We start from the raw sequence: 12,165 nt of genomic DNA on the forward strand, positions 1-12,165 counted from the left end.
CCATTTAGGAAACTAAGTGGCTTTTGTATATTTTTAGATTTAGCAAATAAAATAGGTGTTAAAATGGTTCTTTACTGCGATAGAACTAACACTCTAAAAATCAACACCTAACACCTAATTTACAATTTCTTTGCCTCTTCCCAGAAAACGTCCATTTCGGCAAGTGTCATATCAACAAGTTTTTTATTTTGAGACTTTGCTTTTTGTTCTAAGTATTGAAAACGCTTGATGAATTTCTTATTTGTGCGTTCTAAGGCATTTTCAGGATTTATTTTAAGGAAACGTGCATAATTAATCATAGAGAATAATACATCCCCAAATTCCGCTTCCATCGCATCTTTGTCACCTTTCGCAACTTCTTCTTGAAACTCTCCTAATTCTTCTTCTAATTTCTCCCAAACCTGTTGTGGTTCTTCCCAGTCAAAACCAACGCCTGCAACTTTATCTTGAATTCGACTTGCTTTCACCAACGCTGGCAAACTTTTAGGAACACCTTCTAACACCGATTTCTTCCCTTCTTTCAACTTTAAATTTTCCCAATTGCGTTTTACATCTTCTTCATTATTTACCTCAACATCACCGTAAATATGCGGATGACGATTGATCAATTTTTCACAAATTTCATTCGCAACATCTGCTATATCAAAATTGTTGGTTTCACTACCAATTTTTGAGTAAAATACAATATGTAACAATACATCACCTAACTCTTTTTTGACTTCTTCTAAGTCATTATCCAAAATTGCATCGCCTAATTCATAGGTTTCTTCAATGGTTAAATGACGTAAACTTTGCATGGTTTGCTTTCTATCCCACGGACATTGCTCTCGCAATTCATCCATAATGGTTAGTAAACGATCAAAGGCTGCTAATTGTGCTTTTCTGGAGTTCATAAGTTGTTTTGGTATCAAGAGTGGCAAAACTACTAATTTTAGCTACAATCTCCGCTATTTTTCATTGTAGAAGGCAAACAATCTTTGTATTTTTATATAATCAAACTACACAACAAATGAAAGCAACAATCATTCAGTTATACAATAGAGAGTTAGATCGATTAGCAACAGAAGTTGAACAATATCAATACGAAGCTTCCCTTTGGAAACTAACTGAAAATATTTCTAATAGTGGTGGAAATTTATGTTTACACCTTATTGGAAACTTAAATCACTTTATCGGGAAACACCTTGGAAATACGAACTATATACGTCAACGAGAAGCCGAATTTACAACGAAAGATGTTCCAAAAAAAACCTTGCTTTCAGAAGTTGAAACTGTAAAACAAATTGTCTTCACTGCTTTGACAAATCTTCCAGAAGGAAAACTTACAGAGAACTATCCTATTGAAAAAAATGGAGAAATTCTTACTAACGAATATATGCTATTGCATTTACTTTGGCATTTGAGTTATCATACTGGACAAATTAATTACCACAGAAGGTTGTTGGATAATTAGTTTGTTAGACTTTAGACGAAACAAATCTAACAAAACATTCACATTGAGCGTATCAAGGGTTTTATATTCAGTTTGTCGAAGCAATAGAACTAGATAATAGCAGGTTTTTGAAAATACTAATTTACAATTCCGTATTTTTGGGATATCACATAAAACTTTTATAACAATGAAAAAATTATTGATCGCACTTTGTTTTCTATGCTTAGGATTTACGGCGCAAGCGCAAGAGCAAACACAAGAAACAGAAGCTGAGAAACAAGCGAGAGCCATGGAGTTAATGGCTATTAAAATAGATATGGAAATTGATTCTACAATTTTCACACAAGCAACTCCAAACATGTATGTATCTGAAACTCCAAAAGCTGTAATTATGGCAATGGTTCTTCCTGAAACATATGAAAATGGTAAAGCTAAACTAACAAGCAAATTACCCGCAACTTTTAAAGTAACTCAAAGAAAAGAAAAAACAATTAACGGTGTAAATGTAATGCATATAGAAGGTAGCAGCGAAGCACAAGGCGTAACCGTGAATAGTACTGTATATTTCTTAAAACGTGATGCTGAAACTTGTATTATGTTTATGGGAATGTTAGAAGAAGGTGCTGATCAAAAATATGTAGATGCAATCAATACTGCTGGAATTTCTGTTATAAAGAATTAATTATTCACTTGTATATATAAAATGAAAAATCCAGCAAATTGCTGGATTTTTTTATGACTAAACTTGTTCGTGTATACTATTCTTCTTCGTTAGAAGCTTCTGCAGTAAAATCGATCATCCCTTTAGAATGCAATAAATTATACCACTGAATTACCTTTTTTATATCGCTTGGATATACTCTATCTTGATCGTAATCAGGTAATACTTCTTCAAAGTATGTTGCCAATACTGTTTTTGATTCTTTATGGTTTATAGAAGTTGCTGCGCCATTTTCTTTGACTTTCACTTTTTCTAATACTTCTGCTAAAGGAACCTCTTCTGTATTTGTATAGATTGCAATTTCAGATAATAAGCTTACATTGTGACGTAAGCTTACAGAAATTTTCTTTCCATCAGATAATGATTCTGCAACAAAACCATTACGGGTTTGTGTTTTTAATTCATAAAGTCCTGGTTTCCCAGAGATAGCTAATATTTTTTCTAGACTCATACTATATTTTTTCTAACAATAGGATCGCAAATATACAGATTGTAGATATTGCATCACCTTTTTTAACGTTTATTTTAGTGAAACTCAATTTTTATAAACTTTTTAAAGCTACATAAAAATTGCTAGTTGTACTAACTCCGTTTTAGAACGGAGTCTGTCGTTTCATATATTTTATTTTCTCAAAACTTAACTTTTACAAACTTTTTAAAGCGACGTAAAAAGTTATTTCAAAATTTAATTATCGTATTTTTTTGGCATCTGGAAAACGCATTTTGTAATCTACTTTAATACGTCCGCGTGAAATATTTGCCAATCTTCCTTTTAATAAACGGCGTTTTAATCCAGATAGTTTATCTGTAAATAAAATTCCTTCAATATGATCATATTCATGCTGAATAACCCTTGCAGCCAAACCGTCATATTCTTCTACATGTTTTTCAAAGTTTTCATCCATGTATTCAATTTTGATACTTTCCGGACGGAAAACATCTTCGCGAATATCTGGAATACTCAAACAACCTTCATTAAAAACCCAAGGTTCACCATCGCGCTCTACAATTTTTGCGTTGATAAACACTTTTTTCATGCCTTCAAGTTGTTTTCTTTGAACTTCATCAAGTTCTTCATCTTCAGCAAATCCAGTAGCATCTACCATAAATAAGCGAATTGGCAATCCTATTTGCGGAGCTGCCAAACCAACACCATAAGCGTTGTACATTGTTTCAAACATATTTTCAAGTAGCGTATCTAAATTTGGATATTCTGGTGTAATATCTGTAGCTACTTTTCGTAAAACTGGATCGCCAAAAGCGACAATTGGTAATATCATATTCGTATTATTTGTATAGATAAGATTGCAAAATGATTGTTGCACTTATTTCATCTATTAAACTTTTATTTTGACGTTGTTTTTTTTTCAATCCGCTATCAATCATGGTTTTAAACGCCATTTTTGATGTAAAACGCTCGTCAACACGTTTTATAGGAATTGCTGGAACTGCTTTGGCTAACAAACGAATAAACTCTTTAATTAAAACTTCGCTTTCGGAAGCTTCGTAATTCATTTGTTTCGGTTCTCCAACCAAGAACAATTCTACATTTTCTTTGGCTACATATTCTTTTAAAAAATTGATTAAATCATGCGTGCGAACTGTCGTTAAACCAGAAGCTATTAATTGCATCTCGTCAGTAACGGCAATACCTGTTCGTTTCTTTCCATAATCAATTGCTAAAATGCGAGCCATATAAAATTTTGGCAAAAATAAGCTTTATATTTCAATGTGTATAAAAATTGAGAAAATATTAATGTAATGACAGGAATTGTTATGCTACTTTTATTATATATCTTTAAACGAAATACAATAATTACAATTTATACATAAGATAAAAAAATGCTTGGTATTCCTAAATACAACCCTAAATATTTCTCTGACGCTATTTCTTTTTTGAAAAAAAATAAAGACTTTTTACTACAAGCATTAGATAAAAAAATCAATAGTTATTATCTGCAATGGAATACAGAATTTGACTTTCATGACACAAATGAATGCCTTAGCTTAGCTAATGGTCTTGATTGCAATGTTATGAATCTTAAACGAACTGAGGAAAATAAAATTTACAGACGTATACAAGTTAAACATTAAGTCATTGAAAAAAACCGCCCGCATACATTCCCTCGATTCTTTACGCGCTATTATGATGATACTTGGCTTAGTACTACATTCTGCGCTAACGTATAATGTAACAAATCATGGAAATGTTTGGAACATAAAAGATCCTGAATCTACACATATTGCTACGGACTTTTTGGTATTATTGATTCATTCATTTCGAATGCCAATCTTCTTTCTAATTGCAGGTTTTTTTGGTGCGATGCTTTTTTATGAGCGAACACCTCTAAAAATGATTAAAAATAGAGTGCAAAGAATTGTATTTCCATTTATTGTGTTTTTATGTCTCTTGGCGCCTATTTTATCATTTTCTTTTAATTATTCTAACTTTATACTGAGTGAAACACCAAACGCTTTTGCAAAAGCACTTGCACCTTTTTCTCAATTCTATTTTTACATTCCAAAAATCACTTCGCATTTGTGGTTTTTATATTATTTAATTTATTTAACGGGATTTACAGTTATCATTGCACTTGTGTTAAAAAAGTTTCCTAAAGTCACCTCAACAATCAAAAAGCTGTTTAACTGGGTTTTTCAAAGACCACTTATAAGAGTACTGTTTTTTGCAGGAATAACATTTGTGATACTTTCTATATTAAAGACACCAATGATTGCTTCCTCGGTTTCTTTACTTCCAGAAACAAATACGTTTGTCTATTTTGTATTTTTCTATGTAGCGGGTTGGATTTTGTATACCGTAAAACTACAGTTACCAACATTAATGCAACACGATTGGTTTTGTACTATTTTTGGTTTTCTTTTAGTGATAATTCAAGGATTTATTATTCAGTTTTCAAATCTTGGTTTGACGCCAACTAGCAATTCTCCGTTATTAATTACTTTTAGTGCTTTGACTGTTTGGTTTCTTATTTTCGGAATTACAGGACTTTTTATTCGCTATGGAAGTCAGTACTCAAAACGAATGCGTTACATTTCAGACGCTTCCTATTGGGTGTATTTAATTCATTTACCATTGACTGCTTTGTTTCCAATTATAGTTTGGAAATTACCGATTGGCACATTTTTAAAGTTTACACTTGTCGTTTTATTAACCACTATAGTTTGTTTTATTACCTATCATTATTGCGTTCGAAATACATTTATTGGTCAATTTTTGAACGGAAGAAAATACCCTAGAAAATAATTAAGAAATATAGTTTTCTATTCAATTTATAGAATTCTGTTAGATGTGTAAATTTTCATAAATAATCCATTAGAAGATTTTATATTTGTACTTATAAATTTGCTTAGTACGTGTGTGAAGGATAGCAGCGGCATCCTCCCTATTTTCTAGGGAGATATAGCGAATAGCCTGACCGACATTTGGAGGGCACACCAAAAAAAATATAAAACATGATTGCACTAAAAGAAACGATTGAAAATGCTTGGGATAACCGAGAATTATTGAAAAATGAAGACACACAAGCTGTCATTCGAAAAGTAATTGACTTACTTGATATTGGAGAATTGCGCGTTGCCGAACCAACTACAGACGGTTGGCAAGTAAATGAATGGGTAAAGAAAGCGGTGGTTTTATATTTCCCAATTCAGAAAATGGAAACGTTGGAAGCTGGAATTTTTGAGTTTCATGATAAAATTCCATTAAAACGCGGATATGCTGAAAAAGGAATTAGAGTTGTACCACATGCTATTGCGCGTCATGGAGCATATGTTTCTAAAGGTGTAATTATGATGCCGAGTTATGTAAATATTGGTGCATATGTAGATGAAGGAACCATGGTTGATACTTGGGCAACAGTTGGAAGTTGTGCACAAATTGGTAAAAATGTACATTTATCTGGTGGTGTTGGAATTGGTGGAGTTTTAGAACCATTACAAGCTGCGCCAGTGATTATTGAAGATAATGCTTTTATAGGATCAAGATGTATTGTAGTGGAAGGCGTTAGAGTTGAAGAAGAAGCCGTTTTAGGTGCAAATGTGGTTTTGACAGCTTCTACTAAAATTATTGATATTACGGGTGACGAACCAATAGAAATGAAAGGACGAGTTCCTGCACGTTGCGTTGTGATTCCTGGAAGTTACACGAAAAAGTTTCCTGCTGGAGAATATCAAGTTCCGTGTGCTTTAATAATTGGAAAACGTAAAGAAAGTACTAACAAAAAAACTTCACTGAATGATGCGTTACGTGAACATGATGTAGCGGTTTAGTCTAGACTTCTTAGATTTTTAGACTGCATCAACGTCATTGCGAAAGTTTTGAAAAAACTTATGGCAATCTGTTTTATTAAATAGACAGATTACTTCGCTTTTGCTCGTAATGACGACTAAATAAGCGCTAATAAAATATGATTGCGGACTGAAATTTCAGTTCGCTTTTTTTATTTATTATAGATTCCTGCCTGCGCAGAAATGACAATACTGAATACTGATATTACTTCTTCTTTTTCAGATACTTCTTCTTCAAATATTTTTTACGATTGATTTTTCGCTTGAATCCTTGACTATGTTTAAGAAGTAAATCTTGGACTTCGTGCAATTCTTTATTTGCCAATTCTGCATAACGTTTACTAATGATATGAATCATTTGTTTGGACAACCAAAGTCGTTTTAGATTTTCCATACGTTGATCAAGATTTAATGACTCAAAGCGCATCCGATTTAAATCAATTAAATAAAAATCATAATGATTATCACGTTTCACAATCAATGTATTTCCGGGAGAATGATCTAAGAAATTGACATTGTTTTCATGCAATTGAAAGCAAAATTCGGCAAATTGTTCCAGAATGTTTCTTCGATCTTCAAATAATGGATCATGAATCAATGCTCTGAAATCAAAATCGTACTCAATATGTTTACTGATATAGTAACTTTCTTTCAGTCCTGAAGTAGAATGATTTTCAATGTAAGCAATTGGCGCAGGCGTTCTGATAGCATTTACAGCTAATCGCTCCGCATATTCATACGATCGTTTTGCTTTGGAAGCTCTAATAAATTTATATACAAATCCATTGAACGTTTTTGGAACTCGAAACGATTTAATATTTATCGTTTCTCCATCTAAATCAAAGGATTTAATAACGTTTCGCTCACCTTTAGTTACATATTCTCCTTCGGCATCAAAAGCATTGATAAAAGTGAGGATTTTCTCTTTTTTAGCCTCATAATTAGGATGAATGTGTACGACTTGCATGAATAGACTGTTATTCGCCAAAGATATATGAAATCATGATAAATCACATATTTTTTTAATATTGTATGATAAAAGGATCTAGATCAATACGTTTATAGAATACAGTTTTAAAAGATTTGATTTTCTGAAACATCTTTTTCATTCATTTATAATCTGGTGCTTATTTTTAACTAAATATTAATGCTTTTTTTAGTTTTTCGCACGAAAAAATCAAATAGATGAAATGAAATTTTAATAACAGCCGAAAAAATAATACTTTGCATCTATTGCTTAGATTCATATTCATAACTGCATGAAAAAAATATTAATTATACAGAATAAACGCATTGGAGATGTCTTGATTAGTTCTGTAATTGCCAATAATATTAAAAAACTATATCCTGAAAGTCGTGTTGATTTCATGGCTTACGACTTTACAACAGGTGTCATTGAGCAGAATCCGAATATTGATACTATTATTCCGATTAATGAAAAGGAATTAAAAAAGATTCCTAATCTAATCAAAATGATTCGTAAAGTTCGAAAAGAAAAATATGATATTATTTTTGATCCGTATTCTAAATTACAAAGTCGTTTGATCTGCTATTTTTCTAAAGCAAGTTATCGTATTGGAAATAAACGAAAGCATAAAAAATTACCACTTCCCTTCTACTCACATCCGATTAATTTATTAGATGAAAAAACACAAGTTTGTGGAAAAGCAATTGAAGATAGAGTCAATTTAATTACATCTGTTTTTCCATTAGAGAATCCTGATTACGAACCGAAAATCACGTTACAGGAAGAAGAGAAAGTATATACAAAACTTGACAAGTATCAACATCCTGTTGTGATGTTAGGAATTTTAGGAAGTACGCCGCAAAAGTCAATGCCATATGAATATATTGCACAAATTGTAGATTATATTACGAGTAACTACAAGGTTCATATCTTATTTAACTATGCACCACACCAAAAAGCAGAAGCTGATAAGATTTATGAAATGTGTACTAACAAGGACAGTATCATTTTAGATATTTACGAAGATAGTATTCGTGGTTTTGTTCGACTGATGTATGCATGTGATGTGATGGTGGCTAATGAAGGTGGTATTGTTCATATTGCAAAAGCACTTAACAAACCAACATTTACTATATTTTCACCGTATGTAAATAAAGATCATTGGGCTAGTTTTGAAGATGGAAAACAACACGAATCTATTCATTTATTAGAGGAAAAACCCGATTTATTTGATACTTTTACATTTGAAGAACGCAAAAAAATTGAGGAGAATCCGCACGATTTATACAAAAAATTAACGCCAGAAATGATTATTCCTAAATTGGAACAGTTTTTAGCTTTACACATAAAAAAATAGCATGAATATTATAGATAAATTTCATAATTGGCGCAGAAAATTACGTTGGAATAAACAATACCGCAGCGGTCGTTGGGACAATTTGCGCAAGCCTATTGAAGCTGATCGCTACAAAACAATTATCAATCATATTACTACACATGCCAAAAAACAACCAAGTATTCTAGATTTAGGTGCTGGCGAAGGAGTGCTAAACGAATATTTGGATGCTGACTTGTTTAGTTATTTTTTAGGAATGGATTTTTCCGATGTCTCAATTCAAAAAGCTAAAACAAAGAAATTTCCAAAAGCTGAATTTGTAACGGCAGATATTCACACCTACACACCCAATCAAAAATTTGACATCATTATTTTTAATGAAGCATTTTATTATGTACATGATTCTGAAAAACAGAACGTATTAGATCGTATGCTAGATCATTTGAATGAGGATGGAGTTTTGATTGTATCTATTTATCGTGAAGGTATCGGTTGTTGGGAATATTTTGAAAAACTACAGCAACTCGATTTTACTGTTGTAAAAACGGATGAAGAAAAAACCTATTGGAAGATTGGAGCGTATAAATTATAAATGTTGAATGCTAAATTTTAAATGTAAAAGTATTCTCCTGAAACGTCATTACGAGGAAGCATGACGAAGTAATCTTTTTGTATCGTTTATACTTTTTCTTTAAAAGACACAGATTGCCACAAATTTTCAAAAATTCTCGCAAAGACGTATCTAAAAAATCCTAAAAGAATTAAGCAAGTCTAACAATCTAAGAGTGAAGCAACCAAAACTTACTACTCAGTTCTAATTACTCAATACTTCCTTTCACTATTCCAAAATCCGTCCACTTTTTGTTTTCGTCTTTGGTTGTTTTACGGATGGCTAAATTTTTATTGATCGATTCTTGGTTTTTATACCCACGTGGATGATCTAAATGTATACAAACGGCACTGTATCTGATTTGTTTACTTTTTAAACCATAGTTGAATAAACGTTCGCCCAATTCACGATCTTGTCCTCCGTATTGCATACGTTCGTCAAATCCGTTAATAGCTACAATATCTTTTTTCCAGCCAGAAGCATTGTGTCCATTCCAGCTAGCATTTGTTGGTGTAATTGCGTTTAAAAAGCGTGATTTCAATCCTGCAGATGTTAATTTATTGTTCTTAAACGAAGCTTTTAAACCGTTTTGCTTCAACCACTTTACATCAAAACAATTGCCCTCGTAAATATCTTCTTTTGTAATGAGTTCCGAAATATTCATTGGCAGCATAAAGTAACCTCCCGAAAGGAAAAACCCTTCTTCACGATGCTTTACATGATGCTCTACAAAATCTGCGCGCGGAATACAATCACCATCAGACATTAAAATATACGGCGTACTACATTTCACAATAGCTTTATTCAGAATTTGAGATTTCTGAAAACCATTGTCTTCATGCCAAACATGTACAATTGGATAAAAGACTTCTTTACTGATTTCTTCAATCAAATCAATGGTTTCTTGTTTAGAACCATCATCTGCAATTACAATTTCAAACAAACGATACGTTTGATTGTTGTAACCGTGTAATACTTTTGCCAACCACTCAGGTGAGTTGTACGTACTTATAATTATGGAAGTGTCTATTGTTGTCATACAGACTGCAAAGATAAAGTTTTTTAGTAAGTTTGTGCTTTAAATTTATCATGCTAACATTATCTGTCATCATTCCTACGTATAACGAAGCTTTGTATCTAAAGGATGCTTTGTATTCTGTGCAATTTGCAGATGAAATTATTGTGATTGATTCGCTAAGTACGGACGAAACTGTTGCCATTGCTGAAGCACATGGATGTAAAGTACTTTCTAGAAAATTTGATAATTTTTCCAATCAAAAAAATCATGCTTTACAGTTTGCAACTTGTGATTGGATCTTATTTTTAGATGGAGATGAACGCATTACGCATCAGCTTCAAAAAGAAATCATTACAGCAATGAATTCTGGAAAACATACGGCGTATAAATTGAATTTTCCACATTTTTACATGAATCGTTTTTTATATTTTCATAATAATGACGTCACTCGCTTGGTAAAACGTGAAAAGTGTCATTTTGAAGGAAATGTACATGAAAAATTGATTGTTGACGGCTCAGTTGGAAAGCTCAAAAACAAAGTATTACATTATACTTATAAAGGGTTAATGCATTATATCAGTAAAAAAGATAGTTATGCTTGGTTTCAGGCTGAACGGATGTTGGAAAAAGGAAAAAAAGCAACTTATTTTCACCTAGCTTTCAAACCGTTATATCGTTTTTTCCATGAATACATTGTAAAACGTGGATTTATGGATGGCGTTCCAGGATTGGCTGTTGCAGGAATTAACGCATACGGCGTCTTTTCAAGATACGTAAAATTAATGTTACTTCAAAAAGGAATTCGATAAGTTAAACTCAAAAACTTTTTATTACTATTCGTCTACGAATTCCCTTTCATTTATCTAAAATTTTTAATTAGAAAACAATTTCGTAGTAATTTTGAGTAGTGTATTTGAAAAAATACATCACCCCTTTTTTATTTTACTACCAAAAGAGTTCTTCCCTAAGAACTCTTTTGCCTATAAAATTAGCTTTTAGTATTAGAGTTATTTTTTGGGCAAATACAAAATAATCTTATCAAATTCAACAGCATCTACATGTCCCATTTTGTCTTTACCTCTGGTAATAAGATGTAAATGAATATCAGAATCATGATGTGTAAATACACCTTTATGTTCGGTTGAAAAGAAACCAATAATTTCCACTTCTTCATTTTCAAGTTCGTAATTAACTTGTCCTTGATGCGCTTCTTTTGGCGAACTGACTTTAGAATCTTTCGGTAAATTTTGTATGTGAATCGTTGCTGTTTTCACATTTCCGATAAGCTTACAGACAAACGGACGCTTGAAGTCTTTCGTTTTTTCATCTATAAACTTCTCTACATCCTGAATTGTTTTTATAGTCGTTGGCAATTCTACAGTGATCCATTCGGTAACATTTGCATAAACGAAAAAAGGCGCTTCAGCATTAAAACTCTTTTCCACAGTCATCGTAGAGTCAGAAGTTACTCTTGATACATAACTTTTTCCATCATTAATCAGAATTTCTCCTCTTAAGTAACTTTCAGGTCCAATTCCGTATAGTCCTTTTTTATTTGAAATGGTGTCTAAATCGATTTTCCCTTGTAATTCGCCTTTCCACATTGCGTTTTTCATCGCACTGATGATTTTTACATCTTCATAAGTTGTTATGCTAGGTTTTTGTGTTTTAGAATTACAACTTATGATGAAAATGATGGTAAAAATCCCTAAGATATTTTTGAATCTGTCCATAATTTGATTCTTAAACGAATTACAAGATTGATTAGATTTT

Annotated in this window: 15 protein-coding genes; 8 read left to right on the forward strand and 7 right to left on the reverse strand. The window is 32.1% G+C overall.

Annotated elements, in window-relative coordinates; translation table 11 throughout:
- Window positions 1-119: 119 nt before the first annotated feature.
- A complete protein-coding gene (mazG, locus tag Q0828_RS18795; RefSeq protein ID WP_298424874.1) occupies window positions 120-893 on the reverse strand; it encodes a nucleoside triphosphate pyrophosphohydrolase in 774 nt (257 codons plus the stop codon).
- A gap of 116 nt (window positions 894-1,009) precedes the next feature.
- Between mazG and Q0828_RS18800 the strand changes: the two genes are divergently transcribed.
- Complete coding sequence (locus tag Q0828_RS18800) at window positions 1,010-1,453, forward strand: DUF1572 family protein (RefSeq protein ID WP_298424877.1); 444 nt, start codon at window positions 1,010-1,012, stop codon at window positions 1,451-1,453.
- A 166-nt stretch (window positions 1,454-1,619) separates the two neighbouring features.
- A complete protein-coding gene (locus Q0828_RS18805; RefSeq protein WP_298424881.1) occupies window positions 1,620-2,114 on the forward strand; it encodes a hypothetical protein in 495 nt (164 codons plus the stop codon).
- A gap of 76 nt (window positions 2,115-2,190) precedes the next feature.
- Here Q0828_RS18805 and Q0828_RS18810 read toward each other — a convergent pair whose 3' ends face one another.
- From Q0828_RS18810 to ruvX, 3 genes are all read right to left on the reverse strand, one after another.
- The gene (locus Q0828_RS18810) at window positions 2,191-2,604 is read right to left on the reverse strand and encodes a DUF5606 domain-containing protein (RefSeq protein ID WP_298424883.1); all 414 of its coding nucleotides are present in this window, start codon (window positions 2,602-2,604) and stop codon (window positions 2,191-2,193) included.
- Window positions 2,605-2,842: 238 nt separating this feature from the next.
- A complete protein-coding gene (gene def, locus Q0828_RS18815) occupies window positions 2,843-3,433 on the reverse strand; it encodes a peptide deformylase (RefSeq protein WP_298424886.1) in 591 nt (196 codons plus the stop codon).
- Window positions 3,434-3,440: 7 nt separating this feature from the next.
- On the reverse strand, window positions 3,441-3,848 hold the full coding sequence (ruvX, locus tag Q0828_RS18820) for a Holliday junction resolvase RuvX (RefSeq protein WP_298424889.1): 408 nt from the start codon (window positions 3,846-3,848) through the stop codon (window positions 3,441-3,443).
- Between the two features lie 147 nt (window positions 3,849-3,995).
- Between ruvX and Q0828_RS18825 the strand changes: the two genes are divergently transcribed.
- The 3 genes from Q0828_RS18825 to Q0828_RS18835 all read left to right on the forward strand — a co-directional run bounded on the left by Q0828_RS18825 (window position 3,996) and on the right by Q0828_RS18835 (window position 6,443).
- Window positions 3,996-4,247 (forward strand): hypothetical protein, encoded by a 252-nt coding sequence (locus Q0828_RS18825; protein WP_298424892.1) that lies wholly within the window; start codon window positions 3,996-3,998, stop codon window positions 4,245-4,247.
- Window positions 4,248-4,251: 4 nt separating this feature from the next.
- Window positions 4,252-5,418 carry an acyltransferase family protein gene (locus Q0828_RS18830; RefSeq protein WP_298424894.1) on the forward strand — a complete coding sequence of 389 codons (1,167 nt, stop codon included), beginning with the start codon at window positions 4,252-4,254 and terminating at the stop codon, window positions 5,416-5,418.
- A gap of 209 nt (window positions 5,419-5,627) precedes the next feature.
- Complete coding sequence (locus tag Q0828_RS18835; protein ID WP_298424897.1) at window positions 5,628-6,443, forward strand: 2,3,4,5-tetrahydropyridine-2,6-dicarboxylate N-succinyltransferase; 816 nt, start codon at window positions 5,628-5,630, stop codon at window positions 6,441-6,443.
- Between the two features lie 223 nt (window positions 6,444-6,666).
- Here Q0828_RS18835 and Q0828_RS18840 read toward each other — a convergent pair whose 3' ends face one another.
- Window positions 6,667-7,428, reverse strand: coding sequence for a lipopolysaccharide kinase InaA family protein (locus Q0828_RS18840; protein ID WP_298424899.1), 762 nt, complete (start codon window positions 7,426-7,428; stop codon window positions 6,667-6,669).
- Between the two features lie 292 nt (window positions 7,429-7,720).
- On the opposite strand from Q0828_RS18840, the gene Q0828_RS18845 reads away from it, so the two are divergent.
- Together Q0828_RS18845 and Q0828_RS18850 are read left to right on the forward strand one after the other, a co-directional pair.
- Entirely contained in the window at window positions 7,721-8,785 is a 1,065-nt protein-coding gene (locus tag Q0828_RS18845; protein WP_298424904.1) for a glycosyltransferase family 9 protein, read from the forward strand.
- A gap of 1 nt (window position 8,786) precedes the next feature.
- Window positions 8,787-9,356, forward strand: coding sequence for a class I SAM-dependent methyltransferase (locus Q0828_RS18850; RefSeq protein ID WP_298424907.1), 570 nt, complete (start codon window positions 8,787-8,789; stop codon window positions 9,354-9,356).
- A gap of 226 nt (window positions 9,357-9,582) precedes the next feature.
- On the opposite strand, the gene Q0828_RS18855 is transcribed toward Q0828_RS18850, so the two are convergent.
- Window positions 9,583-10,413 (reverse strand): glycosyltransferase family 2 protein, encoded by an 831-nt coding sequence (locus tag Q0828_RS18855; RefSeq protein ID WP_298424910.1) that lies wholly within the window; start codon window positions 10,411-10,413, stop codon window positions 9,583-9,585.
- Between the two features lie 50 nt (window positions 10,414-10,463).
- Between Q0828_RS18855 and Q0828_RS18860 the strand changes: the two genes are divergently transcribed.
- On the forward strand, window positions 10,464-11,201 hold the full coding sequence (locus Q0828_RS18860) for a glycosyltransferase family 2 protein (protein WP_298424913.1): 738 nt from the start codon (window positions 10,464-10,466) through the stop codon (window positions 11,199-11,201).
- Window positions 11,202-11,399: 198 nt separating this feature from the next.
- Here Q0828_RS18860 and Q0828_RS18865 read toward each other — a convergent pair whose 3' ends face one another.
- Window positions 11,400-12,125, reverse strand: a complete 726-nt coding sequence (locus tag Q0828_RS18865) for an acetolactate decarboxylase (RefSeq protein WP_298424916.1) — start codon at window positions 12,123-12,125, stop codon at window positions 11,400-11,402.
- Window positions 12,126-12,165: the final 40 nt, after the last annotated feature.

Origin of the sequence: uncultured Kordia sp. (genome assembly GCF_947496985.1) — a bacterium.
Taxonomy (GTDB): Bacteria; Bacteroidota; Bacteroidia; order Flavobacteriales; family Flavobacteriaceae; genus Kordia.

Coding starts and splice junctions, on each gene's coding strand:
- Q0828_RS18865 (WP_298424916.1), bottom strand. CDS start 12,125: ATGGACAGATTCAAAAATATCTTAGGGATTTTTACCATCATTTTCATC.
- Q0828_RS18805 (WP_298424881.1), top strand. CDS start 1,620: ATGAAAAAATTATTGATCGCACTTTGTTTTCTATGCTTAGGATTTACG.
- ruvX (WP_298424889.1), bottom strand. CDS start 3,848: ATGGCTCGCATTTTAGCAATTGATTATGGAAAGAAACGAACAGGTATT.
- Q0828_RS18860 (WP_298424913.1), top strand. CDS start 10,464: ATGCTAACATTATCTGTCATCATTCCTACGTATAACGAAGCTTTGTAT.
- def (WP_298424886.1), bottom strand. CDS start 3,433: ATGATATTACCAATTGTCGCTTTTGGCGATCCAGTTTTACGAAAAGTA.
- Q0828_RS18810 (WP_298424883.1), bottom strand. CDS start 2,604: ATGAGTCTAGAAAAAATATTAGCTATCTCTGGGAAACCAGGACTTTAT.
- Q0828_RS18835 (WP_298424897.1), top strand. CDS start 5,628: ATGATTGCACTAAAAGAAACGATTGAAAATGCTTGGGATAACCGAGAA.
- Q0828_RS18855 (WP_298424910.1), bottom strand. CDS start 10,413: ATGACAACAATAGACACTTCCATAATTATAAGTACGTACAACTCACCT.
- Q0828_RS18825 (WP_298424892.1), top strand. CDS start 3,996: ATGCTTGGTATTCCTAAATACAACCCTAAATATTTCTCTGACGCTATT.
- Q0828_RS18800 (WP_298424877.1), top strand. CDS start 1,010: ATGAAAGCAACAATCATTCAGTTATACAATAGAGAGTTAGATCGATTA.
- Q0828_RS18840 (WP_298424899.1), bottom strand. CDS start 7,428: ATGCAAGTCGTACACATTCATCCTAATTATGAGGCTAAAAAAGAGAAA.
- Q0828_RS18845 (WP_298424904.1), top strand. CDS start 7,721: ATGAAAAAAATATTAATTATACAGAATAAACGCATTGGAGATGTCTTG.
- mazG (WP_298424874.1), bottom strand. CDS start 893: ATGAACTCCAGAAAAGCACAATTAGCAGCCTTTGATCGTTTACTAACC.
- Q0828_RS18850 (WP_298424907.1), top strand. CDS start 8,787: ATGAATATTATAGATAAATTTCATAATTGGCGCAGAAAATTACGTTGG.